Origin of the sequence: Sulfitobacter sabulilitoris, from assembly GCF_005887615.1 — a bacterium.
In the GTDB taxonomy this organism is placed as follows: Bacteria; Pseudomonadota; Alphaproteobacteria; order Rhodobacterales; family Rhodobacteraceae; genus Sulfitobacter_E; species Sulfitobacter_E sabulilitoris.
Window position 1 is genome coordinate 759933 of record NZ_VANS01000002.1, and the last position, 23680, is coordinate 783612.

Annotated in this window: 25 protein-coding genes; 14 read left to right on the forward strand and 11 right to left on the reverse strand. The window is 61.4% G+C overall.

Annotated features, from left to right (window positions below; genetic code table 11):
• Positions 1 to 15 precede the first annotated feature (15 nt).
• Complete coding sequence (locus FDT80_RS12155) at positions 16 to 1701, reverse strand: acyl-CoA dehydrogenase family protein (protein ID WP_138662530.1); 1686 nt, start codon at positions 1699 to 1701, stop codon at positions 16 to 18.
• A 145-nt stretch (positions 1702 to 1846) separates the two neighbouring features.
• On the opposite strand from FDT80_RS12155, the gene FDT80_RS12160 reads away from it, so the two are divergent.
• A complete protein-coding gene (locus tag FDT80_RS12160; RefSeq protein ID WP_138662531.1) occupies positions 1847 to 2614 on the forward strand; it encodes a sulfite exporter TauE/SafE family protein in 768 nt (255 codons plus the stop codon).
• Between the two features lie 12 nt (positions 2615 to 2626).
• Here the strand turns inward: FDT80_RS12160 and FDT80_RS12165 are convergent, their stop codons facing one another.
• A complete protein-coding gene (locus FDT80_RS12165) occupies positions 2627 to 2986 on the reverse strand; it encodes a helix-turn-helix domain-containing protein (RefSeq protein WP_138662603.1) in 360 nt (119 codons plus the stop codon).
• 233 nt (positions 2987 to 3219) lie between these two features.
• On the opposite strand from FDT80_RS12165, the gene FDT80_RS12170 reads away from it, so the two are divergent.
• Together FDT80_RS12170 and FDT80_RS12175 are read left to right on the forward strand one after the other, a co-directional pair.
• Positions 3220 to 4074 carry a LysR family transcriptional regulator gene (locus tag FDT80_RS12170; RefSeq protein WP_138662604.1) on the forward strand — a complete coding sequence of 285 codons (855 nt, stop codon included), beginning with the start codon at positions 3220 to 3222 and terminating at the stop codon, positions 4072 to 4074.
• 51 nt (positions 4075 to 4125) lie between these two features.
• Positions 4126 to 4842, forward strand: a complete 717-nt coding sequence (locus FDT80_RS12175; RefSeq protein WP_138662532.1) for a hypothetical protein — start codon at positions 4126 to 4128, stop codon at positions 4840 to 4842.
• Positions 4843 to 4910: 68 nt separating this feature from the next.
• Here FDT80_RS12175 and FDT80_RS12180 read toward each other — a convergent pair whose 3' ends face one another.
• Positions 4911 to 6509 (reverse strand): phosphoenolpyruvate carboxykinase, encoded by a 1599-nt coding sequence (locus FDT80_RS12180; RefSeq protein ID WP_138662533.1) that lies wholly within the window; start codon positions 6507 to 6509, stop codon positions 4911 to 4913.
• Positions 6510 to 6877: 368 nt separating this feature from the next.
• Here FDT80_RS12180 and FDT80_RS12185 point away from each other — a divergent pair, with 368 nt between their 5' ends.
• Genes FDT80_RS12185 through FDT80_RS12215 form a run of 7 tightly spaced genes read left to right on the forward strand, consistent with a single transcriptional unit; the run spans position 6878 to position 12261 of the window.
• Complete coding sequence (locus tag FDT80_RS12185) at positions 6878 to 7579, forward strand: response regulator transcription factor (protein ID WP_138662534.1); 702 nt, start codon at positions 6878 to 6880, stop codon at positions 7577 to 7579.
• A gap of 42 nt (positions 7580 to 7621) precedes the next feature.
• Positions 7622 to 9310, forward strand: a complete 1689-nt coding sequence (locus tag FDT80_RS12190) for a sensor histidine kinase (protein WP_246039930.1) — start codon at positions 7622 to 7624, stop codon at positions 9308 to 9310.
• Positions 9311 to 9313: 3 nt separating this feature from the next.
• The gene (locus FDT80_RS12195; protein ID WP_138662536.1) at positions 9314 to 9766 is read left to right on the forward strand and encodes an HPr kinase/phosphorylase; all 453 of its coding nucleotides are present in this window, start codon (positions 9314 to 9316) and stop codon (positions 9764 to 9766) included.
• Positions 9763 to 10650, forward strand: a complete 888-nt coding sequence (rapZ, locus tag FDT80_RS12200; protein ID WP_138662537.1) for an RNase adapter RapZ — start codon at positions 9763 to 9765, stop codon at positions 10648 to 10650. Before FDT80_RS12195 ends, rapZ begins: the two co-directional genes overlap by 4 nt.
• Before the next feature lie 3 nt (positions 10651 to 10653).
• A complete protein-coding gene (locus tag FDT80_RS12205; protein WP_138662538.1) occupies positions 10654 to 11046 on the forward strand; it encodes a PTS sugar transporter subunit IIA in 393 nt (130 codons plus the stop codon).
• A 23-nt stretch (positions 11047 to 11069) separates the two neighbouring features.
• A complete protein-coding gene (locus FDT80_RS12210; RefSeq protein ID WP_138662605.1) occupies positions 11070 to 11339 on the forward strand; it encodes an HPr family phosphocarrier protein in 270 nt (89 codons plus the stop codon).
• 43 nt (positions 11340 to 11382) lie between these two features.
• On the forward strand, positions 11383 to 12261 hold the full coding sequence (locus FDT80_RS12215; RefSeq protein ID WP_138662539.1) for a lysophospholipid acyltransferase family protein: 879 nt from the start codon (positions 11383 to 11385) through the stop codon (positions 12259 to 12261).
• A gap of 88 nt (positions 12262 to 12349) precedes the next feature.
• On the opposite strand, the gene FDT80_RS12220 is transcribed toward FDT80_RS12215, so the two are convergent.
• Complete coding sequence (locus FDT80_RS12220; RefSeq protein ID WP_138662540.1) at positions 12350 to 13225, reverse strand: 3-hydroxybutyryl-CoA dehydrogenase; 876 nt, start codon at positions 13223 to 13225, stop codon at positions 12350 to 12352.
• Positions 13226 to 13386: 161 nt separating this feature from the next.
• On the opposite strand from FDT80_RS12220, the gene FDT80_RS12225 reads away from it, so the two are divergent.
• Entirely contained in the window at positions 13387 to 14223 is an 837-nt protein-coding gene (locus FDT80_RS12225) for a DUF6473 family protein (protein ID WP_138662541.1), read from the forward strand.
• A gap of 79 nt (positions 14224 to 14302) precedes the next feature.
• On the opposite strand, the gene FDT80_RS12230 is transcribed toward FDT80_RS12225, so the two are convergent.
• The 6 genes from FDT80_RS12230 to FDT80_RS12255 all read right to left on the reverse strand — a co-directional run bounded on the left by FDT80_RS12230 (position 14303) and on the right by FDT80_RS12255 (position 18567).
• On the reverse strand, positions 14303 to 15229 hold the full coding sequence (locus tag FDT80_RS12230; RefSeq protein WP_138662542.1) for an electron transfer flavoprotein subunit alpha/FixB family protein: 927 nt from the start codon (positions 15227 to 15229) through the stop codon (positions 14303 to 14305).
• Complete coding sequence (locus FDT80_RS12235; RefSeq protein WP_138662543.1) at positions 15229 to 15987, reverse strand: electron transfer flavoprotein subunit beta/FixA family protein; 759 nt, start codon at positions 15985 to 15987, stop codon at positions 15229 to 15231. The genes FDT80_RS12230 and FDT80_RS12235 overlap by 1 nt, the downstream gene beginning before the upstream one ends.
• A gap of 200 nt (positions 15988 to 16187) precedes the next feature.
• Positions 16188 to 16760 (reverse strand): cob(I)yrinic acid a,c-diamide adenosyltransferase, encoded by a 573-nt coding sequence (locus FDT80_RS12240; protein ID WP_138662544.1) that lies wholly within the window; start codon positions 16758 to 16760, stop codon positions 16188 to 16190.
• Between the two features lie 6 nt (positions 16761 to 16766).
• Positions 16767 to 16970 carry a twin transmembrane helix small protein gene (locus FDT80_RS12245; protein ID WP_138662545.1) on the reverse strand — a complete coding sequence of 68 codons (204 nt, stop codon included), beginning with the start codon at positions 16968 to 16970 and terminating at the stop codon, positions 16767 to 16769.
• An 85-nt stretch (positions 16971 to 17055) separates the two neighbouring features.
• Positions 17056 to 17883: an SDR family NAD(P)-dependent oxidoreductase gene (locus tag FDT80_RS12250; RefSeq protein WP_138662546.1), complete on the reverse strand. Its 828-nt coding sequence runs from the start codon at positions 17881 to 17883 to the stop codon at positions 17056 to 17058.
• Positions 17884 to 17943: 60 nt separating this feature from the next.
• Positions 17944 to 18567, reverse strand: a complete 624-nt coding sequence (locus FDT80_RS12255; RefSeq protein WP_138662547.1) for an SH3 domain-containing protein — start codon at positions 18565 to 18567, stop codon at positions 17944 to 17946.
• Positions 18568 to 18751: 184 nt separating this feature from the next.
• Between FDT80_RS12255 and FDT80_RS12260 the strand changes: the two genes are divergently transcribed.
• The gene (locus FDT80_RS12260; protein WP_138662548.1) at positions 18752 to 21058 is read left to right on the forward strand and encodes a DNA topoisomerase IV subunit A; all 2307 of its coding nucleotides are present in this window, start codon (positions 18752 to 18754) and stop codon (positions 21056 to 21058) included.
• A gap of 72 nt (positions 21059 to 21130) precedes the next feature.
• On the opposite strand, the gene FDT80_RS12265 is transcribed toward FDT80_RS12260, so the two are convergent.
• Positions 21131 to 22510, reverse strand: a complete 1380-nt coding sequence (locus FDT80_RS12265; RefSeq protein WP_246039931.1) for a cytochrome P450 — start codon at positions 22508 to 22510, stop codon at positions 21131 to 21133.
• Positions 22511 to 22676: 166 nt separating this feature from the next.
• On the opposite strand from FDT80_RS12265, the gene FDT80_RS12270 reads away from it, so the two are divergent.
• Both FDT80_RS12270 and FDT80_RS12275 read left to right on the forward strand, forming a co-directional pair.
• Positions 22677 to 23261, forward strand: a complete 585-nt coding sequence (locus tag FDT80_RS12270; RefSeq protein WP_138662549.1) for a hypothetical protein — start codon at positions 22677 to 22679, stop codon at positions 23259 to 23261.
• Between the two features lie 121 nt (positions 23262 to 23382).
• Positions 23383 to 23680: GTP-binding protein (locus FDT80_RS12275; protein WP_246039932.1), on the forward strand; the 298-nt coding region annotated here is incomplete at its 3' end.

The window sequence follows — 23680 nt, forward strand, 5'->3', positions numbered from 1 at the left end:
TGATCTGGGTTTGGATCAGCCCAGGATGCGGCGGGCGATGACCTGCGCCTGAATTTCCGCCGCGCCCTCGAAGATATTGAGGATGCGCGCGTCGCAGAGCACGCGGCTGATCTTGTACTCCAGTGCGAAGCCGTTGCCGCCGTGGATCTGTAGCCCGTTGTCCGCGGCCGCCCAGGCAACGCGTGCGCCCAGAAGCTTGGCCATTCCCGCCTCGACGTCACAGCGGCGGCCCTGGTCCTTTTCAAACGCGCTGAAGTACGTGAGTTGGCGCGCGACCATGATTTCCACCGCCATCATCGCCAGCTTGCTGGACACGCGCGGAAATTCGATGAGCGACTTGCCGAACTGCTTGCGATCCTGCGCGTATTGCATGGAGATATCGAGCGCGGATTGCGCCACGCCGATCGCGCGGGCGGCGGTCTGGATGCGCGCGCTCTCGAAGGTTTCCATGAGCTGTTTGAAGCCTTTGCCCTCTTCACCGCCCAGCAGGTTCTCTCCTTTGACGTGGAAGCCGTCGAAGGCAAGTTCGTATTCCTTCATTCCGCGATAGCCCAGGACCTCGATTTCGCCGCCGGTCATGCCGTCGGTGGGGAAGGGGTTGGCGTCGTCGCCGGGTGTCTTTTCCGCCAGGAACATCGACAGGCCGCGATAGTCGGTCGTGGTCGGATCGGTGCGCGCCAGCAGGGTCATCACATGGGTGCGCGCGGCATGTGTGATCCATGTCTTGTTGCCGGTGATCTTGTAGTCGTCGCCGTCCTTGGTGGCGCGTGTCCGCAAGCTGCCCAAGTCGGATCCGGTGTTGGGTTCGGTGAACACGGCCGTTGGCAATGTCTCTGCGCTGGCAAGACGGGGCAACCACTTGGCTTTCTGCGCGTCGGTTCCGCCCGCGAGGATCAGCTCGGCCGCGATTTCGGACCGGGTGCCGAGGCTGCCTACGCCGATATAGCCGCGCGACAATTCCTCCGACACGACGCACATCGACGCCTTGGAGAGGCCGAAGCCGCCGAATTCTTCGGGAATGGTCAGACCGAAGACGCCCATTTCCGCCAGATCCTCGATCACCTCCATCGGGATCAATTCGTCCTTGAGGTGCCATTCATGGGCAAAGGGTTCGACCTTTTCGACGGCATAGCGGCGAAACTGCTCGCGGATCATTTCAAGTTCGTCGTCGAGACCGCTGGCGCCGACGGTGATATTGGCCGAGTGCTCCTGCATCAGCGCGACAAGGCGGCTTCGCGCGGCTTGTGTATTGCCGTGCCGGGTCAGTGTTTGAACCGCCGCATCCATCAGGCCGCGCATTTCCGTCTGGTCCAGCCCCAGATCCTGAAGCCGCACGACCTCGCCCTGGTTCATCTGGATGCCGCCGTAGATCTGCCAGAGGTATTCACCAAAAGCGATCTGCAGAATCAACTGCTCGGTTTCCCCGAATTTGCCCTGATCGTTCAGAGATTGGGCCCATTTGTTCATCTCGCGCAGCGATTCGGCGTAGGTGGCAAGCCATGCCAGCCCATGTGCGGCGGTCTGGTGCGCCTCGACCAGCGGTCCCGACACGCGCCCGTTTTCAGAAACCATGACCCGCACACGGGCCTTTGCGGTTTCAAGCAGGGCATCCACGGGCGCCATCGCATCAGAGGTCAGGGCCAGCAAGCCATCCAGAATCACCGGTGTTGCAACTGTCAGATCTTGTCCGTCGTGGGCCATGTCGATGCATCCTTTTCGTTTGCGCACCGCTCTAAGTCTTTCGCAGTTGCAGCGCAACAAAAATACTCAATGCTGCGACCAAATGGACGAAAGTTGCGCGTTCATTTTTACCGTGCTGTGCACGGTGCACATGATAACAGGGGGCATGGATACGATTTTCACGCTTTTGAGCCCCGGCTATCTGGCGATCGCCTGCAGTATCGCGGTTTTGGCCGGAGTGGTCAAAGGCGTGGTCGGCTTTGCCATGCCGATGGTACTGATTTCCGGGCTGACGACCTTCATCGCGCCGGACCTGGCGCTTGCGGGGCTGATTCTTCCCACTTTGGTGACCAACGGCATTCAGGCGCTGCGGCAAGGCCCGCATGCGGCGTGGAAGTCGGTGCAGCGATTCCGCGTGTTCTTGCTGGCGGGGTTGGTCATGCTGGTCCTGAGCGCGCAATTGGTCCGCGTTCTGCCGATGCAGGTGATGCTGCTGATGATCGGTGTGCCGGTCACCGGGTTCGCCTTGTTGCAGTTGTCGGGGCGTCGATTCGCCGGATTGCGCCAATCACCCCGGATCGAAACGGCCGTGGGGGGATTCGCAGGGTTCATCGGCGGCATGTCGGGCATCTGGGGCCCGCCGACGGTGGCGTATCTGACGGCGCTGGGGACAGAGAAGAACGAACAGATGCGCGTGCAGGGCGTGATCTACGGCCTGGGCGCGGTGGCGCTCTTCGGGGCGCATATCGGGTCTGGCGTGCTCAGGGCGGACACGCTGCCGCTTTCGGTCGCGCTCGTGCCCTCGGCCGTTGTGGGGATGTGGATCGGAACGCGTGTTCTGGATCGGATCGACCAGCGTGCCTTTGCGCGCGCCACGTTGTTTGTGTTGTTGGTGGCGGGACTCAATCTTGTGCGGCGCGCCTTTTTCGGGTGACTTGCGGCCAGACTAGGTCTGGCGCGCCACCGTCATCCCCGACACGTCTTCAATGAAGGTCACGATGCGGGATTTGACCTTGTCGTCGCGGATCGCTGCGAGAGCGACGACGATGTCCATTTCCGGATCGCGGTGTTGCCCGTTCATCGTATCGTCCGACAGTCCGTCAAAGAAATACGACGTTGGCACCTCCAGGATCTTTGACAGCTCGTACAGCCGGCTGGCGGCGATGCGGTTCGAACCGATTTCATATTTCTGAATCTGCTGGAACGACAGCTTGAGCTTGCGTGCGACATCCGTTTGAGAGAATCGCCGCAGGGTGCGTGCTTGCTTGAGTTTACGACCGACGTGAATATCGACTGGATGAGACATTGGAACTCTATACCCCTGGTTGTTATGCCCTACAGTCATCCCCGCATTGCGTACATCGATCAACTGCATACCTTTTTTCAATTTCTGGTTAAAAATGTTCAATCAATGGGTGAAATTTGTTGCATTGGTGGGTGATTTATTTACCAATAGATTAAATGAATGATCTTATGACCGATACCACGCATGCGTCCGAGGTTCCGCGCCCAACGGAATCTCACGCTCTTTTACATGAAATGATCCGTTCGTTCACGATGCTGGCGCAGACCCTGAACCTGAGCCGCGCGGTCCGCGAACTTGGCAGCACGCGGCAGACAGTACGCCGCCATATCGCGACCTTGGAAGAGACGATGGGCGTGCCGTTGTTCGTGGTGGAGGATCGCCAGTACCGCCTGTCGCCGCAGGGGGAATTGGCCCTGCCCGAGGCCAAGGAGATTCTGGCCCGCGGAAAGGTATGGGTTCAGGGGAAATCGTACCACGTGGCGGGCATGCAGCGACTGGCCCACATTGAACCGGATGGATGGTGTTTCTATCAGCAACATCAGCCACTTAATTCAATCTGGACGGATCGGTCGCCCTTCCTGCGAGAGGTCCACCGCGCCTGGGCGATGAGCGGCGGCGAGATCGAGCACGACTGCTTGTCGCACGTCCGGCCTTACCTGATGGTGTACCGCGACACGCCCAGCGGCTGGATCTGTGTCGAGCTTGGGGAACGGTCGTTTTACGCGCTCTGGTTCGGGTGGACGGATGCGCGCAGCAGCATCGGCCGGCCGATCGCTGAGTTCCCGGGAGGCACCGAGTTCGCCACCATGCTGACGCTGCCGTTTCGCGACATTCAGACGACCCGTGGCACCCGGCTGGACCAGATCGCCACGCTCATTCCCAGGGGGCAGCCGGACAACCTGTTGCCGGCGACCTATGAGCGTTTGTTGATGGGCGGGCAGTTTCCGGATGGCAGTTTCGCGCTGATTGCGGCGGTGGATCGGGCGCGGGAAATTCGGATCGAAGGCCTCGACAGCCAGTTGCTGGACAGGATGCCGTCGGACGTGCACCTCGATTTTGACCCTGGTCTAGCAAAATACGAGCGTTAACGACGCCTTTGGGGTAAGCTTTGATGGTTAATTCATTGAGGAGACCCCCAAATGACGCTGCATACCTTCCAGGATGGTTCAAGGTTTCAGGCGACAAGCGCTGATATTCTGGCGCGCCAAGGCATCCATTTGACCACCGGCTTCGATTTCGAAGAGTACCGCAGCTTGCTGGCTGCGGCGCGACCGGAGCATATTTTGGGGGCGCCTCTGGACCCGCAGATTCATGACATGACAGCGGAAAACGCCTTCTGGATCATAGGCCGCGATGCCACCGGGCGCATCATGCACACCCAGGCGATGCGCATGATGGACCTGGGTCCGCGCGATCTGGGGGATTACCTGCGCCGTCGGTTCCGCGACTATCCGCCGTCCGGGGTCGATCTTGACCTGAAGCGTTCGCGCTATCGCGCGGGGCCCGGTGCACAGCGCATGAAGGGGCGAATCGCCTATCACGGTGAATTCTGGATGGGCGGCGAACCGGGCGAATATCGCGGCAGCGGATTGTCATGCGTGCTGGGACGTTACGCGTTTCTGGTCGCCCTGCAGATGTGGGACCCCGATTATGTCTTCGGGTTCATGCAAAAGGCGGTCGCGTTCAAGGGATTTGCGGAGCGTCACGGCTACATGCACACCGAGCCGGGCGCGCTGCGGTGGTTCATCAAGCACCATGAAACCCCGATCGAAGGTTTTCTGGTGTACATGGGGCGCGAGGATCTGCGGTATATCCTGGACATGCCGCTCAATGATTTGGTGGCACTGGCGGCCTGACCTTTCGGAAATGCAAAAGAGCCGCAGTGTCCTGCGGCTCTTTTTTTCGTCCCGAAAGGGGTTTCGGCTCAGCCGATGGCCGCCGCTTTGACGTCATCGTCGATGAAGGGCAGGTACTGGCCGAAGTTGTCGGCGAACATCCGCACCAGCTTGGCCGCCTGACGGTCATAGCTTTCGGGGTTGTCCCACGTGCGGCGCGGGTCCAGCAGGATATCGGCCACGCCATGAACGGCCACCGGAACTTCGAAGCCGAAGTTCTGGTCCTTGCGGAATTCGGCTTCGGCCAGCGATCCGTCAAGTGCCGAAGTCAGCAGGGCGCGCGTCGCCTTGATCGGCATTCTGCTGCCCGTGCCATACGCGCCGCCGGTCCAGCCGGTGTTGACCAGCCAGCACGTCGCGCCGTGCGTTGCGATCTTGTCGCGCAGCAGGTTGCCATAGACCTCGGGGCGGCGCGGCATGAAGGGCGCGCCAAAGCAGGTCGAAAACGTGGGCTCGGGCTCGGTCACGCCACGTTCGGTGCCCGCAACCTTGGAGGTGAAGCCCGACAGGAAGTGGTACATCGCCTGCGCCGGCGTCAGCCGCGAAATCGGAGGCAGCACCCCGAAGGCATCGCAGGTCAGCATGATGATGTTCTTGGGGTGACCGCCCAGGGCGGTGGCCGACGCGTTGGAGATATAGTGCAGCGGATAGGCGCAGCGCATGTTGGCCGTCAGGCTGTCGTCGTTGAAATCCAGCTCCTTGGTGTGCTCGTCGAACACCATGTTTTCGATCACGGTGCCGAATTTCGTCGTTGTATCAAAGATTTCCGGCTCTGCCTCGCGGCTCAGGTTGATCGTCTTGGCATAGCAGCCGCCTTCGAAGTTGAAGGTGCCCGTGTCGGACCAGCCGTGTTCATCATCGCCGATCAGCGTGCGCGCGGGGTCGGCCGACAGGGTGGTCTTGCCGGTGCCCGACAGGCCAAAGAACACGGCCGTATCGACCGGGTTGCCATTGGCATGGTTGGCCGAGCAGTGCATCGGCATCACGCCTTTTTCCGGCAACAGGTAGTTCAGAAGCGTGAAGACGGATTTCTTGTTCTCGCCCGCGTATTCGGTGCCGCCGATCAGGATGATCTTGCGGTCGAAGTTCATCGCGATCACAGTTTCCGACCGACAATCATGTCGCGCCGGATCGGCCTGGAACGCGGGGCAGTTGATGACCGTGAAATCCGCGATGAAACGGTCGAGGTCATCAACCTCCGGACGGCGCAGCATGTGGCGGATGAACAGGCCGTGCCACGCCATTTCTGTGATCATCCGCACGTTGATCGCGTGCTTGGGGTCGGCGCCGCCGATCAGGTCCTGCACGAAGTAATCGCGGCCCTGCATGTGGGTCAGCATGTCGTCGTACAGCGCGTCGAACCCTTCGGGCGACATTTCGGCGTTGTTGTCCCACCAGATGCCGTCGGCGACACTGTCGGTCTTGACCACATGCTTGTCCTTGGGGGACCGTCCGGTGAATTTGCCGGTGGTGACCAAAAACGCCCCGCCTTTGCCCAGCGTTCCTTCGTTCCGCTTGAGAGCGGTTTCGACCAGCGCGGGTTCCAACAGGTTGTAATAGACATCGCCCAGCCCGCTTATCCCTTGATCCTCAAGGCGGAATTGCGGGTTTACCCGTCCAAATGTCATATGATTTCTCCTGTGTCCGCGTGTGTGTTGCGGATGAATTCGCACTTCGCTTCATGTCCCACGCGACACGCCGTGCCCGCCGGTTGCGCGCCTCATAGCATGACGTTTTACAGCATGAACAGGACGCTTTGGCGCAGTTAGCGCCATCATGGCGATCTTTGGCATACCCCGGTGGCCAGTTTGCCTGCCGGGGTGTCGTGGATCGTGGGGGAATGGGTTGGATGTGCGGCAATTTAGCCATTCCTAACCAAATTATGGCTGAAATGGGCGCAGGTGTCGTGCTGATTCGCACTTAAGGATTGATTCGACAGGTCAATCGGTGGTCAATGGCTCAAAAATCGTAAAAGAGCAGTACAAGGAAACAGGCAATGTCCAAAATCGCATTGGTGGACGACGACAGGAATATCCTGACGTCTGTCTCGATGACTCTTGAGGCAGAGGGTTTCGAAGTGGAAACCTACCACGACGGGCAGGCGGCGCTTGACGCGTTCAACAAGAAACTGCCCGACATGGCCGTGCTGGACATCAAGATGCCGCGGATGGACGGAATGGATCTGCTGCAGCGGCTGCGCCAGAAAACGCAGATGCCGGTGATCTTCCTGACATCCAAGGATGACGAGATCGACGAGGTGCTCGGCCTGCGGATGGGCGCGGACGATTACGTCAAGAAGCCGTTTTCCCAGCGTCTGTTGGTTGAACGCATCCGGGCGCTGCTGCGTCGCCAGGATGCCGTGGCGGGCGATGTGGTCGCCGATACCGAAGAGACCAAGGTGATGGAGCGGGGCGAGCTGCGGATGGACCCCCTGCGCCACGCGGTCAGTTGGAAGGGCAAGGATGTGTCACTGACCGTGACCGAGTTCTTGCTCTTGCAGGCCCTCGCACAACGCCCCGGTTTCGTGAAATCGCGCGATCAGCTCATGGACGTGGCCTATGACGATCAGGTCTACGTCGATGACCGCACCATCGACAGCCATATCAAGCGCCTGCGCAAGAAGATGCGGATGGCCGATGACGAGTTCTCCGCGATTGAGACACTCTACGGGATCGGCTACAGATACAACGAAGAGTGATTTGAGCCGATGGCCTTGGTTGAAAGGACCTTTGTGCGCGACATGACCCCACCTTCGCGGGATGGTGACGTCGTTCTGGGCGACGACTGGGTCGCCCCGGACAGCGCAGCCCCGACGGAAATGCGGGCTCGACGGGAACGTCGGGGCCTGTTTTCGTTGCGTGGCTCGCCGCTGACGCGCAAGATCATTACTTTCAATCTGATCGCCCTGAATATCCTTGTGGCCGGTATTCTCTACCTCAATTCCTCGCGCGACAGCCTTGCGGTGCAGCGCGCCGCGTCCCTGGTGTCGGAGGCCGAACTGATCGCCGATGTCGTCGAGGCACAGTTGCCCGTTGGTGCGCCGGTGAACCTGGCCACGGGCGATGGCGTGAATATTCCCGAAACCCTTGATGGTCTGGATCTGCGCAGCGGTGTCGAGGTTTTCATCTTCGATCTGGCCGAAAACCTGATCGGCAATACCGAAGGCCAATTCGACAGCCAGCAGATCGCCGGAACGCGGGCGGCTGGCCGTACGATCCTGACCGATGGCCTGAATTCGGTCTGGTCCACCATTTCGCGTCCCTTCTCCGGATCCGGCGATGCCGGTGGGCCGGCCATGTCGGACACGCTCAAACCACTGATCGCGAATGCCCTGGCCAATGGCACCCAGATCACCAACAACCTGGATCAGGCGGGCGGCACGCTGTTCACCGTTGTCACCCCGATCCGTCAGGGCGAACTTGCCGTTGGCGTGGCGGCCGTCACCACCGCGACGGGCGAGATCGACAAACTGGTGCGCGGCGAACGCGAACGCGTGCTGCAGATGTTCGTCGTGGCGACGCTGGTGTCAATCGGGCTCAGCCTCGTGCTGGCCTCGACCATCGCGCATCCGCTGGCGGACCTCGCCGCCGCTGCCGAATTGGGCCGCGACAAGGACGCGCGCAAGATGAACCCGGGACGCATTCGAATTCCTGATCTGACCGCCCGCCCGGATGAAATCGGCAGGTTGAGCGGCGCGTTGCGCGGTATGGTCTCCGCGCTTTACAACCGCATCGACGGCAACGAACAATTTGCCGCCGACGTCGCGCATGAGATCAAGAACCCGTTGGCATCATTGCGGTCCGCGGTGGGCACGCTGCGGATGGTCAAGCGCGAGGATCAGCGCGACAAGCTGCTGGATGTGATTGACCATGACGTGCGGCGCCTGGATCGGCTGGTCAGCGATATCTCCAACGCATCGCGGTTGGACAGCGAATTGGTCAAGGAGGAGGAAGAGCCGTTCAACGTCTTGATGACACTTGAAAATCTCGGTGAATACCTTGGCGCGGACGCAAAATCGAAAGGGATCGATTTCATCACCGACCTTCCCGGCACACCCATCATCGTGCACGGGCTTGAGGCGCGTCTGGCACAGGTTTTCGTCAACCTGATCACCAATGCGATTTCTTTCTGCGAAGATGGCGATGCGATCCGCATCTGGGCGCGCAAACGTGAAAACCGTGTTCTGATCGTGGTCGAGGACACCGGCCCCGGTATCCCCGATCAAGCGCTGTCGAAGATCTTCAAGCGGTTTTATTCGCAGCGTCCAGACGAGCATTTCGGCAATAACTCCGGCCTGGGCCTTGCGATTTCCAAGCAGATTGTCGAGGCGCATGGCGGCGTGATCTGGGCCGAGAACATTCGCCCGACAGAGGCCGACATCACGTCCGAGCCGCTGGGTGCGCGCTTTGTCGTGGGCCTGCCGATCTGACCCATGCCGGTGGCGGCCACCCCACAAGATGCCCCCCCCTTGACCGTGCATGGCACCTGCGTTGCCGTGGCGGGGCGCGCGGCGTTGATCACCGGCGCGTCCGGCACCGGGAAATCGTCGTTGGCGCTGCAGCTCATGGCGTTCGGGGCGCGGCTAGTGTCGGATGACCAGACCCTGCTTGCACGCCGCGGTCCGCAAGTGATCGCCACCGCGCCCGCGCCGCTTGTCGGTCTGATAGAGGCGCGCGGCATCGGCCTGTTGCGGGCCGATGCGCTTGCCGAAGCGCCGTTGGCAGTGGTTGTCTGCCTGGATCAAGTGGAACGTGACAGGCTGCCTTACGCGCATTACGCCGAATTCTGTGGTCAGGTATTTCCCTGTCTTCACAAAGTGGATAGTGCCTGTTTTCCCGCCGCGATCATGCAATATCTCAAGGCAGGAAGAAGAGACCCGGAATGACACTGCCCGATCATACAGCGCGACGCCTTGTGCTTGTCAGCGGCCCCTCGGGGGCCGGGCGGTCGACTGCGCTCAAGGTTCTCGAAGACGCGGGTTTCGAAGCCATCGACAACCTGCCGCTGCGATTGTTGCCTGCCTTGCTGAACGGTCCCGAACAGGGCCGCCCGCTGGCCCTCGGCGTCGATCCGAGAAATCGCGATTTCTCGACCAATGCGCTGCTTGATGTTCTTGGACAACTTGCGGGTCGCGACGGGCTTGCACCGGAACTTCTGTATCTCGATTGCAGTGTCGATGTGCTGCTACGCCGCTTTTCCGAAACGCGGCGGCGGCACCCGTTGGCCACCGACGACCGCCCGGCGGACGGGATCGCGCGCGAGCTGGAGCTTTTGCAGCCCCTGCGCGCCCGGGCCGATGTTCTGATCGACACCAGTGACCTCAACGTGCACGAACTGCGGGGCCAGGTCGAGCAATGGTTCGCCCCCGGCGGTCAGCACCGCATGGTCGTTTCGGTCCAATCGTTTTCCTACAAACGCGGTTTGCCGCGCAGCGTGGACATGGTTCTGGACTGCCGGTTCTTGATCAATCCCTTCTGGCAACCCGAGCTGCGCGGGCTGAATGGCACCGACCAGAGGGTTGCGGAGTATGTCCGCGACGATCCGCGCTTTGCCGATTTTTCCACGCAGGTGGTGAAGCTGTGCGACCTGTTGTTGCCGGCTTATCGCGATGAGGGAAAGTCGCACTTTTCAATCGCCTTTGGGTGTACAGGTGGGCAGCATCGGTCGGTGACAATGGCCGAAACACTGGCTTTGCGGCTTGCGGACCAAGGCTGGCAAGTGTCAATTAGACACCGCGAGCTGGACCGGCGAAAAAAGGACGAGGCGTAAAGCGTGATCGGAATTGTGATTGTCGCACATGGGGGATTGGCGGGGGAATACCTTGCCGCCATCGAACATGTCGTGGGCTCTCAGACCGGGGTGCGCGCGATTTCCATTCATGCCGATCACGACCGGCTGGCCAAGCAACAGGAAATCTGTGTGGCGGCTGACGAAGTGGACCGGGGCGATGGCGTGGTCGTGGTCACGGATCTGTTCGGCGGGTCGCCGTCGAACCTCAGCCTTTTGGCGTGTCAGCCGGAAAACCGGCGAATCCTCTACGGCGCAAACCTGCCGATGCTGATCAAGCTGGCCAAAAGCCGCCAGATGTCAGTGCCCGATGCGGTGCGCGCCGCTCTCGAGGCGGGCAAGAAATATATCGACAGCCAGAACGTCAGTTCTGAGTAATGGACAACAAGGCCCTGAATTCGATGACCCAATGCAGCTTGAAGATCGTGAATGAAAAAGGTCTGCACGCCCGTGCGTCCGCCAAACTGGTCGAGGTGGTCGAAGCGTTCGACGCGCGCGCGGAAGTGTCCAAGGATGGGTTGTCGGCCTCGGGAGACAGCATCATGGGGCTTTTGATGTTGGCAGCATCAAAGGGAAGCGTTATTGACGTCTCTACTTCGGGGCCGGACGCGGATGCGTTGGCCGATGCCCTGAAAGCCCTTGTCGCGGACAAGTTCGGGGAAGGCAACTGAGGCGCGCCCGGAGCCGCGATTCCAGAACAAAGGTGAGCCTGCGTTGGTAGACAGTTCGAACGACGTTCAGACCCATTCCCCCGGGGAGCCGGTCACATTCGCGAAATATGACCGCCGTAGTCTGTCCTATGCCTCGACGTTTGATGACCCGGTAAAGTCAACGATCATCCGGGTGATGGAGGCGTTCACAGGAAAGCTGACCATCCTGCGTCTTATTCGAAAGTTCGAGCGGGCCGGCGCGCCGCAGGGACAGGCGTTCTGGCGCGCTGCGCTGGACGTGATGGGTATCGACCTGACCACCCCGCAACACCAGCTGGACCGCATCCCGCGCGAAGGGCCGGTGATCGTGGTCGCCAATCATCCGCACGGCATGGTGGACGGCATGATCTTTGCGGATCTGATCGGCCGGGTGCGGCCCGACTATCGCATCCTGACGCGATCCTTGCTGACCGCGATCGACGAGGTTGCCGGATCCTACATGATTCCGGTGCCGTTTCCCCATGATCCGGACGCGCAGCGCAAAGGCGTTGAAATGCGGACCAAGGCGATGAACCATCTCAAGGAGGGAGGCGTTGTCGCCCTGTTTCCCTCTGGCGTGGTGGCGACGTCCAAGACCTGGTTCGGACCGGCCGTCGAAGAGGAGTGGAACGTCTTTACCGCCAAGATGATCCGCCGGTCCGGTGCCACGGTCGTACCGATGAAGTTTCCCGGACAGAACAGCCGCGCCTATCAGATCGCGAACAAGCTGTCGCCGATGCTGCGGCAGGGCCTGTTGCTGCATGAAATCGTCCATTCGCTCAACAAGCCGCAGGCGCCCGTCGTGGGCCATCCGCTGACGCAGCAGGATGTGGATCGGTGGGCCGACGATCCGCGCGGGTTCATGGCATGGTTACGCGCGCATACACTGTCGCTGCGCGATTGAACCAAGGTCGCACGACCGTCCGGGGCGGGCCACCAAGACTTTCATGCCTCCGGCGGCGGTATTTTTCCCCATTTGGAACCAGGCGTCGTCAGCGCGTGGGAACCGGCGTTTCGCCCCGATAATCGTAGAACCCACGGTTGGTCTTGCGCCCGAGCCAGCCTGCTTCGACGTATTTGGTCAACAGGGGGCAGGGGCGGTACTTGGTATCCGCCAGTCCGTCGTGCAGAACGTTCATGATTGCCAGACAGGTGTCGAGCCCGATGAAATCGGCCAGTTCCAGCGGTCCCATCGGATGATTGGCGCCAAGCTTCATCGAACTGTCGATGGACTTTACCGAACCCACGCCCTCGTAGAGCGTATAGACGGCTTCGTTGATCATCGGCATCAGGATTCGATTCACGATGAACGCCGGGAAATCCTCTGCCGAGGCGGCGGTTTTTTCCAACCGATCGACGACATCCTTGCAGGCGGAAAAGGTTTCCTCGTCCGTCGCGATCCCACGGATCAGTTCGACAAGCTGCATCACGGGCACCGGGTTCATGAAATGAAAGCCCATGAACTTTTCGGGCCGATCGGTGCGCGAGGCCAGCCGCGTGATCGAAATCGACGATGTGTTGGACGTCAGGATCGTGTGCGGCTGAAGATGCGGCATCAGTTCGTCAAAGATCGCCTGCTTGACGGTTTCGCGTTCGGTTGCGGCCTCGATGATCAGATCCGCCTTGCCAAGATCGGTCAGCGTGGTCGTGGTGGTGATCCGCGCCAGCGCCTTTTGCTGCGCTTCGGCCGTGATCTTTTCGCGGCTGACCTGCCGATCCATGTTCGCGGTCATCAGTTCCATCGCGTTGTCCAGCGCTTCGCGGTTGATGTCATTGAGAATGACGTCATACCCGGCAAGCGCCATGACATGGGCAATGCCGTTGCCCATCTGACCCGCACCGACAATTCCGATCGATTTGATTTCCATGATCCGCCCTTTTGATGATTGCTCGCACAATAAGGGGCGCAGGCCCGGAGCCGCAAGGGGAGGCCCGGGTTAAAATATTGGGGAGAATTCTGCCTTTAAGCGAATCGAAGGATCACTACCGCATGGTGGGGCCTGGGTGAGTGAAAAAAAAGGCGGGTGTGATGACCTATGACGTGCTGGGGCCGGGGGGGCTGGACTATCTTCCGTGTCGATATGGAAGCTCAAGGGTGCTGTTCCGGGGGCCGCAGCGGTCTCTGACCGCGCCTTATCTGGCTTTTCTGGGTGGAACGGAAACCTACGGAAAATTCATCAGGTCGCCGTTTCCGGCGCTGGTGGAAACCGATCTTGGGATCAATTGCGTGAATTTCGGCGTCCAGAATGCGGGGGTCGACGTTTTCGCCGCCGATCCCGCGGTGCTGGAGGCCGCGTCGAATGCCGAAGTCACGGTGATCCAGATACTGGGTGCGCAGAACATGTCGAACAGATATTACTCGGTGCATCCGCGCCGCAACGATCGTTTCGTCACTGCGTCGACATTGCTGAGGACGATCTACGACGATGTCGATTTCGCGGAGTTCCATTTCACCAGGCATATGCTGAGCGAATTATACAGCGTTTCGGAAGACAGGTTTGCGACCATTCGAAGTGAACTTCAGGCGACCTGGGTTGCGCGGATGCGTGTGATGCTCAGGCAGATCGCGGGCAAGATCGTGTTGCTATGGGTGGCGGATCACGCCCCGACGGACCATGACGTGATCGGCCTTGATCCGGTCAAGGCAGGGAACCCGCTGTTCATCACGCGGCAGATGATCGATGAGCTTGCGCCGCTGGTGTCCGACGTTGTCGAGGTCGTGGCCAGCCCGGTCGCTCTTGCCAACGGGTTCAACGGTCTGGTCTTTGCCGAAATGGAAGCGCCCGCCGCTGCCGAAACCCTGGGGCCCATGGTCCACCGTGAGGCGGCCGTGGCGCTGTCGGACACATTGCTGGGAATGATCTGAAGGGGCAGGTCCGAATTGAAAAAAGGCCCGCAGAGGATATCTGCGGGCCTTGCATCAGGATGGCGCGAGGCCGATCCGATTACAGTTTTTCGATCAGTTCGGGCACGGCATCGAAAAGGTCCGCAACCAGCCCGTAGTCCGCAACCTGAAAGATCGGCGCTTCCTCGTCCTTGTTGATCGCGACGATGACCTTGCTGTCTTTCATGCCCGCAAGGTGCTGGATCGCGCCGGAGATGCCGATGGCGACATAAAGCTCGGGCGCGACAACCTTGCCGGTCTGACCGACCTGCCAGTCATTCGGCGCATAGCCCGAGTCGACCGCCGCGCGCGATGCGCCGACAGCCGCACCCAGCTTGTCCGCCAGTTTTTCGATCAGCGCAAAGTCGTCTTCGGAGCCGACACCGCGCCCGCCCGATACGACGATCCCGGCAGAGGTGAGTTCGGGGCGGTTGCTCTCGGCGACCTTGTCCTCGACCCATTCGCTCAGCGCGGGGTCGCTCGCGGCACCGATGTTTTCGACCGTCGCCGATCCATCCGTCGCCGCCGCGTCAAATGTCGATGTGCGGAAGGTGATCACCTTTTTCGCATCCTTGGATTTGACGGTCTGCACGGCGTTGCCCGCATAGATCGGGCGTTCGAACGTATCTGCGTCGATGACGGCGGTCGCGTCAGAGATCACCATGACGTCAAGCAGCGCGGCAACCCGCGGCATGATGTTCTTGGCGTCGGTCGTTGCGGGGGCGACGATATGATCGTAGTCGCCCGCCAGCGACACCAGCAGATCCGCGACCGGTTCGGCCAGGCGCTTGCCATAAAGCGGATCCTCGGCGCAAAGCACCTTGGCCACGCCGGTGATCGTCGCGGCGGATTTCGCGGCATCGGCACAGGTCGCACCGGCGGCCAGCACGGTCACGTCGCCAAGCGCCGACGCGGCGGTCACGGCCTTTGCGGTTGCGTCCATCGCCAGTTCGCCGTCATTCACTTCAGCCAAAAGAAGTACAGCCATCACACAGTCCCCGCTTCTTTGAGTTTCGCCACAAGTTCATCGACCGAACCCACCTTGATGCCGGCAGCGCGCGCGGCGGGCTCGACCGTCTTGGTGATCTCAAGCCGCGGCGAGGCGTCAACGCCGTAATCTTCGGCGGTTTTCTCGTCCAACGGCTTTTTCTTGGCTTTCATGATATTGGGCAGCGAGGCATAGCGCGGCTCGTTCAGGCGCAGGTCAACTGTGACCACGGTCGGCATGTTCACCTTGATCGTCTGCAATCCGCCGTCCACTTCGCGCGTGACCACGGCCTTGTCGCCCTCGATGGCCAATTCGGATGCAAAGGTGGCCTGGCTCCAGCCCATGAGCGCCGCCAGCATCTGGCCGGTTGCGTTCATGTCGTTGTCGATCGCCTGCTTGCCGCAGATCACGAGGCCCGGCTCTTCTTCGGCCACGATCGCCTTGAGGATCTTTGCCACGGTCAGCGGTTCGATGTCGTTGTGCACGTCATCGGAGGCGACAACAAGAATGGCGCGGTCGGCACCCATTGCGAGCGCCGTGCGCAGGGTTTCCTGCGCCTGCTTGACACCGATGGACACGGCGACGACTTCGTCGACCTGTCCTGCTTCCTTCATGCGGATCGCCTGTTCCACGGCAATCTCGTCGAAGGGATTCATCGACATTTTCACATTGGCAAGATCAACACCCGATCCGTCCGCTTTGACGCGCACTTTCACGTTGTAATCGATCACGCGTTTGACAGGTACCAGAACCTTCATTGGCGTCTCTCTCCTTGTTATTGCGACTCGCCCTGTTCCGGGCGGTCTATCGAATATGACCTGTGGTGTACCCAAGGCTTACCTCGGGAAACAGGGTAAAATCGTCACGTAAGCGCCGTTCGACGCCGCGTTTTTCGTCTTTTTGGGCGATTTTCCCGATTTGGCCGGGGCAAATGCCCTGATTTTCCGGCGATCCGCGTCTAGCGGTTGGCCCCCGGCACCCACAAAACGTCGTCCTTGCCGCCGTTGTTGGCGATCCGGGACGCGACAAAGAACCAGTCGCTGAGCCGATTGAGATATTTTACCGCGGCCGGGTTGATCGTCTCCACGGTGGCAAGCTCGACGGCGAGCCGTTCGGCACGGCGCGCGACGGTGCGGCAGACATGCAGATGCGCAGCCAGTGCCGCACCACCCGGCAGGACAAAGCTGCGCAACGGCTCGAGCGCGTCGTTCATGGCGTCGATTTCCCGTTCAAGCCGCGTTACCTGACTGTCGGACATGCGCAGCGGCGGATAGTCCGCGGTCGCGTCCTTTTCCATGTCGGGGCGGCACAGGTCCGCGCCCAGATCGAACAGATCGTTCTGAATCCTGCCCAGTTGCGTATCCAGATCGCCCGTCGCCACCAGCCGCGCAACGCCGACAAAGGCGTTCAATTCGTCCGAGGTGCCATAGGTCGTGACGCGCAGGTCGTGCTTGGCCACGCGCGTGCCGTTGCCAAGCGCGGTTTCACCCGCATCCCCGGTTTTCGTGTAGATTCTGTTGAGCACGACCATGTCCGGTCAGCCTCCTGAATTGCGAAGATAGACGTAAAGAACGATCAGCAAGACCGCGACGAACTGTGCGATGATTCGCAGGCGCATGAGCTTGTTGCTGTTGCGCTTGTTGAATGCGCCGCCCCCGGCAAAGCCGCCAAGGCCCAGCATCAACACAACGACAACGGCAACGCAGGCCAGGATAATCAAGATGAAAAGCGGGTCGCCCATCGGGGTCTCCTATTGTTACGTGTTGCCGAAGATGTAGCCGCCGCCGGGCAAAAAGCGAACCGGTTTTCCGAACGGCCTGCATGGCTCAGTTGCGCGAGGCCACCCAATCCAGCGCGCGTGTCGGCAAAACCCGCCTCAGAATGCCCATGATGTAGGTCGGCGTCGTGACAAAGTAGCGCGGGTTGGGGCGGCGTGCCTCCAACGCGTGGATCAGCTTGGTCGTGACGGCAGAGGCGGGCAACTCCATCGCAGAGGGGGCATCGCTGTAAAGCCGTTTCCGAAGCTGGTTTTCATACTGTGCGGCGCGGGCAGAGCCTTTCCAGTCGATCCACCGCTCGAATTGCAGGGCGGAATTGGCGCGGAATGCCGTCGTGATCGGTCCCGGCTCGATCAGGATGACATCGATCGGGGTGTCGCGCATCTCGACCCGAAGCGTGTCGGTCAGCGCCTCGAGGGCGAATTTCGTCGCGTTGTATGCACCCCGCCAAGGCATTGCGGCAAACCCCAGTACCGAAGAGCATTGGACGATGCGGCCATGGCCCTGTGCGCGCATCACGCGGATCACGGCGCGGCTCAGCGTATGCCAGCCAAAGAAATTAGCCTCGAAAATCTCGCGAAGGGCATCTGTGGGCAGGTCTTCGACCGCGCCGGGGATTGCGTAGGCACCGTTGTTGAAGAGCGCGTCCAAGCCGCCGCCCGTGGCCGACAGAACCTCGGCCAAGGCCTTGTCGATGCTGTCGTTGTCGTTGTAATCGATCAATGGGCTGTCGAAGCCTTCGGCGCGCAGGCGGTCGCAGTCTTCGGTCTTGCGGCACGCGGCGAACACACGCCACCCCCGGTCGCGCAGGGTGCGGGCGGCATCAAGGCCGATGCCGGTTGAACAGCCGGTGATCAGGATGGTCTTTTGCGTCATTGGCATGGGGCCCCTTTTGGACCCGTCATGCCGTGCACGCGCGATCGGTGCAATCGCGGTTTAGCCGCCGGTCAGAAGAAAATCCGCCATCCAGCCGATCGTGCCACCAGAAACGGGGCGCAGTTCGACCCAGCCATTTCCGGGATCCTGCAGAATTTCGACTTCGGTGCCTTCACTCAACTGGTCAACGACGCCAAAGCCTGTTCCCGGTCCACCGCGCAGGTTCACAAGCGTTCCGGCCACGGCGCGGATGTCGAATTTCGGTTCTGCCGATGTGGACACTGGTTCACTCGGTTCGATCAGGCTCGGCAAGATGATCGACGTTTCCTGTACGTCAAAGCTTGCGCCCGCGTTCAGGTTTGCAAGCACGATGCCACTTTGGCCTGCGCTGTCGTCGGACACAGTGACCGGCACATCGGCCGTGGCCTGCGCGGCGGGCTGCTGCCCTGCCTCGAGCACCTCGTCCAGCGTGCTGAGGTTCAGCGATGCGCGCGCCACCTCCGGCAGAACCTGGGGGGTCGTATCGGTTTGCTCTGTCGCCGTTGCGACTTGCCGAAGTTCGCCGTTGTTGCGGTCCGCGATGCGGTCGTTGCGCGCAGCCACCGGGTCGAAATCGCTGCCGCCGCTCATCTCGTAGAACGCCCAGCCGAGAAAGCCAAAGCTGATAAGAATCAAACGCGTCATCGAAATCCCCCGAAACTACCTATTGAAAAGGTAACTCCCTCAAACGCCCTTTGGTTCAATATCACTTTTTGCCGATTCTGTGGACTCGTGTCCCGCCGGTCGGGGACGCGATGCGTGACCGCCGTGCCAAACGCGGCTCAATCAGCCGCTTGTCCATGCCGACAGGCGCAGCTAAACAGCCTGCATGTCAGACGAAACCGATATTCCTGCTGCCGGCTCCGGCGACCTGTCCGAACCGCTCCGCCGTGCGCTGGGCGACCGGTATCTGACCTATGCGCTCAGCACGATCATGCACCGCGCGCTGCCCGATGCGCGCGACGGTCTGAAACCTGTGCACCGGCGTATCCTGTTCGCGATGCGCGAATTGCGGTTGTCGTCGACCGGCGGGTTTCGCAAGTCGGCCAAGATCTCCGGCGACGTGATGGGCAACTACCACCCGCACGGTGACGCCGCGATCTACGATGCGATGGCGCGTCTGGCGCAGGATTTCAACGTCCGCTACCCGTTGGTGGACGGGCAGGGCAACTTTGGCAACATCGACGGCGACAACCCTGCCGCCAGCCGATACACCGAAGCGCGCATGACGGCCGTGGCCGAAGCGATGCTGGACGGCCTGAACGAAAACGCCGTCGATTTCCGCGAAAACTACGATGGCACCCTGACCGAACCGGTCGTCCTGCCCGCGCAGTTTCCCAACCTTCTGGCCAACGGCTCGTCGGGCATCGCAGTGGGCATGGCCACCAACATTCCGCCTCACAACATCGCCGAGCTGTGCGAGGCCTGCATCCACCTGATCCGCACCCCGGACGCGCGCGACGATACGCTGCTCAACTACGTGCCCGGCCCCGATTTCCCCACCGGCGGCATAATCGTCGAGCCGCCCGAGAATATCGCGCAGGCCTACCGCACGGGGCGGGGGTCGTTTCGCCTGCGCTGCCGCTACGAGGTCGAGGATCTGGGCCGCGGGCAGTGGCAGATCGTCGTCACCGAGATCCCCTACCAGGTCCAGAAATCCAAGCTGATCGAAAAGATCGCGGAGTTGATCCAGACCAAGAAGATTCCGATCCTCGGCGATGTGCGCGACGAAAGCGCCGATGATGTGCGGCTGATCATCGAACCGCGTTCAAGGTCGGTCGATCCCGAGGTGCTGATGGGGATGCTGTACCGCAACTCGGATCTCGAGGTGCGGTTCTCGCTGAACATGAATGTGCTGATCGACGGTGTCACACCGCGGGTCTGCAGCATGAAAGAGGTGCTGCGCGCCTTCCTCGATCACCGTCAGGAGGTGTTGATCCGTCGGTCGCGCCACCGGATGGAGAAGATCGACCACCGACTCGAGGTTCTCGAAGGCTTCATCATCGCGTTCCTCAACCTGGACCGCGTGATCGACATCATCCGCTATGACGACGACCCGAAATCCGCGCTGATGCGCGAGGATTGGGGCAAGCCGCACACCCGTGCCCGCGACGAGAGCGATTATGCGACGCCGCCCCCCGGCGAGGGCGAATTGAGCGACGTGCAGGTCGAGGCGATCCTCAACATGCGTCTTCGGTCGCTGCGGCGGCTCGAGGAAATGGAACTGCTGCGCGAGCAGAGCGCGCTGATGGAAGAACGCGCCGGGCTCGAGGATCTGCTGGAGAACGAGGGTCTGCAGTGGGACAGCATCACCGCACAATTGCGCGAGACGAAAAAGCAGTTCGGTAAGGATTACGCCGGCGGCGCGCGGCGCACGACCTTTGCCGAGGGCGCTGTGATCGAGGATGTTCCGATCGAGGCGATGATCGACCGCGAGCCGATCACTGTCGTGTGCAGCCAGATGGGCTGGATCAGGGCAATGACCGGGCATATCGACCTGGGCCGCGAGCTGAAGTTCAAGGACGGTGACGGCCCCCGCTTCATCTTCCATGCCGAAACGACTGACCGCTTGCTCGTTTTCGGGTCCAATGGTCGGTTTTACACGGTTTCCGCAGCCAATTTGCCTGGTGGGCGGGGTATGGGCGAACCACTTCGCCTGATGGTCGACCTGCCCAACGAGGCAGAGATCGTGACCATCCTGATCCATCAACCGGGGCGCAAGCTCCTGGTGGCTTCCAGCGCCGGAGACGGGTTCGTCGTTCCCGAGGATGACGTGGTGGCTCAGACCCGCAGCGGCAAGCAGGTGCTGAACGTGCGGGGCGGAACGCGCGCGCTGGTTTGCAAACCGGTCACCGGCGATGCGGTCGCCGTGGTGGGTGAAAACCGCAAGGTGCTGGTCTTCGGCCTGAACGAACTGCCCGAAATGGGCCGGGGCAAGGGCGTGAGATTGCAGAAATACAAGGACGGCGGCCTGTCGGACGCGACGACCTTCACCCGCGACGATGGCCTGAGCTGGCTTGACCCGGCGGGCCGCACCCGCACGCAGACCGACCTTGACGAATGGACGGGCAAGCGCGCCGGCACGGGGCGGATGGCGCCGCGCGGCTTTCCGCGCGACAACAGGTTCACGTCCTGACCTGATCGTCTTCTTTTGGCGAAAAAACCTTGGGGGGACGTGCGCGCAGGGCGTGGCGGGGGCAGCCGCCCCCTAAACCCGCTCCGCCGTCAGCCAAACGCCGCCCTGCGGCCGCAATGTCAGGATCATCACGGGCTCCGGATCCCGCCCCGGCACCGGTCTGAACCTGAACCGCGCCAACAGTGTGGCCAATACGATCACCGCCTCTTGCAGGGCAAAAGACGCGCCGATGCAGATGCGTGGCCCATCGCCAAAGGGCAGGTAGGCATAACGGTCGATCGACTTGGCGTCGGCAAAGCGGTCCGGGTCGAAGGCATCGGCGTTGTCCCAAAGCTGCTGATGCCGTCCCAGCGCATAGATCGGAATCATCACCGTGTCGCCCGGCAGGATGGCCCGGTCGCACAGCGTATCGGGCTTTTGCGCGGTCCGCGAAATCACCCCCGCAGGTGGATACAGGCGCAGCGTTTCGTCGATGATCTGCCGGATGTAGGGCAGGTTGTCCAGATCGTCACCCGTCGCGGCGCGGTCGCCCAGAACGGCCTGCGCCTCGGCGCGGGCGCGGTCCTGCACACCCTGGTCAAAGGCCACGAGGTACATCGCCCAGGCCAGCGTCAGCGCGGTCGTCTCGTGCCCCGCCACGATAAAGGTCAGCAGGTTGTCGCGCAATTCGGCCGTGTTCATCTGGCGCTTGGTTTTCGGATCGACCCCCTCAAGCAGCAGGTCCAGCAGATCCGGCGTGCCGTCATGGCCGCGTGTGGCACGCGCCTCGATCGCGGCGTCTGCCATACCCTTCATCTCTTTCAGTGCCTTGCCCGACATCATCCGCCCCGGCCGCGGAATCCAATCCGGCGCGCCAAGGATATCGAACAGCGAAATCTTGCCCGCCTCGGCGATGTAATCGTCGATGGCGCCATGCACCGCGTCACGGTCGAATGTATCGCCGCCCGAAAAGGTCACGTCCGATATCACGTCGAAGGTCGTCGTCACCATTTCGTCCAGCAGGTTGACGGCGCGCGGTCCGGCGGCGGCGATGCGCTGGGCGGCACGCTCCGCCGCGCTGGTCATGATCGGCGACAGGTTCATCACGTTGCGATGCGAAAACACCGGCGCCGCCGCGCGCCGTTGCCAGCGCCAGTGCGCGCCCTCGGCGATGAACAGCGAGTCGCCGATCGCCGGTTTCAGCAGGTTTTTCGTGACCACGGATTTCGGGTAGTCATCGACCCGCTCCAGAAGGATCTGCCGGATTGCGCCTGGATCCATCACCATGTGCCAACGCTTGCCGGTCTTGCCCGACACCATCGGTTGCAGGGTCGCTATCTCGGGTATGATGCGCAGCACGTTCTGCCGCGCCATGTTGAGGCTTTTCAGGATGCCCCAGGGTTCATTCACCAGCGGCACGCGCACCGGCAGCGCCTGCATTCGGCGGGTGGTATCGGCATCGGTCAGTGACATGGTCGCGGCCTCCTCTGGGCTTGTGTCGAATATAGGGTCGGGGGGGGGCCGCGGCAAACGGGGCAGATTGGCGCAACGAAGCGACGGCTGCTTTGCCAGGCCAGTTGCGTGCGCTGGAGCGCTGGGCTAGGCACGACGCACCGAAACCTCGCTGGAGACCCCCGTCATGTTGCGTGTAATTGCCCTTTTGGCTTGTTTTGGCCTTGTGTCCGCCTGTACCGGGGCCGGCGATCTGGATCAGCCGCCCGTGCCGCTGGGCGACTTCAGTCTTGGCCATAATATCGTGGTGGCCCCCAAGGTCGTCAAAGGCCCGGTCAGCCGCACGGCCAGCGAAGCCGAACTGACGGAGGCGCTGAAAAAGGCCATCGCGGACCGGTTCGACCGGTATCAGGGCGACAAGCAATATCACTTTGGCGTCAGCGTCGAAGGCTACGTGCTGGCGCAGCCCGGCGTGCCCCTGGTGTTGTCGCCCAAGTCGGTGCTGATCGTGCGCCTGACCGTCTGGGACGATGCGCTGGGCAAGAAACTGAACGATGAGCCCAAGCAAATCACCGTGCTGGAAGAGATTTCCGGCGAAACGCTGATCGGTTCGGGGCTGACACAGACGGCGGAGGAGCAGCTCAGGAACCTGTCGGAAAACGTGTCGAAATCGATCGAGCGGTATCTTGTGCGCCAGCAGGACAAAGAAGGCTGGTTCACGCGGCAGGCGGCGACCGCGGGGACGGCGGAACCGGCGGTCGTCGTTCAATAGCCCGCGTCGCCGTGCGAGGCGGCCAAGTCCCGCTTGATTTCCCGGTCTTTTCGCCATACATCGCGCGCCATGTAAGGATCAGGGTCGCGCACGACCCCTAAACGCGAAGGGCGCCAAAGACATGGCTAAGGCAAAGTTTGAACGCAATAAACCGCACGTGAACATCGGCACGATCGGTCACGTTGACCACGGCAAGACGACGCTGACGGCGGCGATCACCAAGTATTTCGGCGACTTCCGCGCCTATGACCAGATCGACGGCGCGCCCGAGGAGAAGGCCCGCGGGATCACGATCTCGACCGCGCACGTGGAGTACGAGACCGAGGCGCGTCACTATGCGCACGTCGACTGCCCCGGCCACGCCGACTACGTCAAGAACATGATCACCGGTGCGGCGCAGATGGACGGCGCGATCCTGG

Excerpts from the sequence above, each read along its gene's own strand:
- FDT80_RS12155 (WP_138662530.1), bottom strand. The coding sequence starts at position 1,701 with ATGGCCCACGACGGACAAGATCTGACAGTTGCAACACCGGTGATTCTG.
- FDT80_RS12160 (WP_138662531.1), top strand. The coding sequence starts at position 1,847 with ATGGATACGATTTTCACGCTTTTGAGCCCCGGCTATCTGGCGATCGCC.
- FDT80_RS12165 (WP_138662603.1), bottom strand. The coding sequence starts at position 2,986 with ATGTCTCATCCAGTCGATATTCACGTCGGTCGTAAACTCAAGCAAGCA.
- FDT80_RS12170 (WP_138662604.1), top strand. The coding sequence starts at position 3,220 with ATGATCCGTTCGTTCACGATGCTGGCGCAGACCCTGAACCTGAGCCGC.
- FDT80_RS12175 (WP_138662532.1), top strand. The coding sequence starts at position 4,126 with ATGACGCTGCATACCTTCCAGGATGGTTCAAGGTTTCAGGCGACAAGC.
- FDT80_RS12180 (WP_138662533.1), bottom strand. The coding sequence starts at position 6,509 with ATGACATTTGGACGGGTAAACCCGCAATTCCGCCTTGAGGATCAAGGG.
- FDT80_RS12185 (WP_138662534.1), top strand. The coding sequence starts at position 6,878 with ATGTCCAAAATCGCATTGGTGGACGACGACAGGAATATCCTGACGTCT.
- FDT80_RS12190 (WP_246039930.1), top strand. The coding sequence starts at position 7,622 with ATGACCCCACCTTCGCGGGATGGTGACGTCGTTCTGGGCGACGACTGG.
- FDT80_RS12195 (WP_138662536.1), top strand. The coding sequence starts at position 9,314 with ATGCCGGTGGCGGCCACCCCACAAGATGCCCCCCCCTTGACCGTGCAT.
- rapZ (WP_138662537.1), top strand. The coding sequence starts at position 9,763 with ATGACACTGCCCGATCATACAGCGCGACGCCTTGTGCTTGTCAGCGGC.
- FDT80_RS12210 (WP_138662605.1), top strand. The coding sequence starts at position 11,070 with ATGACCCAATGCAGCTTGAAGATCGTGAATGAAAAAGGTCTGCACGCC.
- FDT80_RS12220 (WP_138662540.1), bottom strand. The coding sequence starts at position 13,225 with ATGGAAATCAAATCGATCGGAATTGTCGGTGCGGGTCAGATGGGCAAC.
- FDT80_RS12225 (WP_138662541.1), top strand. The coding sequence starts at position 13,387 with ATGACCTATGACGTGCTGGGGCCGGGGGGGCTGGACTATCTTCCGTGT.
- FDT80_RS12230 (WP_138662542.1), bottom strand. The coding sequence starts at position 15,229 with ATGGCTGTACTTCTTTTGGCTGAAGTGAATGACGGCGAACTGGCGATG.
- FDT80_RS12235 (WP_138662543.1), bottom strand. The coding sequence starts at position 15,987 with ATGAAGGTTCTGGTACCTGTCAAACGCGTGATCGATTACAACGTGAAA.
- FDT80_RS12240 (WP_138662544.1), bottom strand. The coding sequence starts at position 16,760 with ATGGTCGTGCTCAACAGAATCTACACGAAAACCGGGGATGCGGGTGAA.
- FDT80_RS12245 (WP_138662545.1), bottom strand. The coding sequence starts at position 16,970 with ATGGGCGACCCGCTTTTCATCTTGATTATCCTGGCCTGCGTTGCCGTT.
- FDT80_RS12250 (WP_138662546.1), bottom strand. The coding sequence starts at position 17,883 with ATGACGCAAAAGACCATCCTGATCACCGGCTGTTCAACCGGCATCGGC.
- FDT80_RS12255 (WP_138662547.1), bottom strand. The coding sequence starts at position 18,567 with ATGACGCGTTTGATTCTTATCAGCTTTGGCTTTCTCGGCTGGGCGTTC.
- FDT80_RS12260 (WP_138662548.1), top strand. The coding sequence starts at position 18,752 with ATGTCAGACGAAACCGATATTCCTGCTGCCGGCTCCGGCGACCTGTCC.
- FDT80_RS12265 (WP_246039931.1), bottom strand. The coding sequence starts at position 22,510 with ATGTCACTGACCGATGCCGATACCACCCGCCGAATGCAGGCGCTGCCG.
- FDT80_RS12270 (WP_138662549.1), top strand. The coding sequence starts at position 22,677 with ATGTTGCGTGTAATTGCCCTTTTGGCTTGTTTTGGCCTTGTGTCCGCC.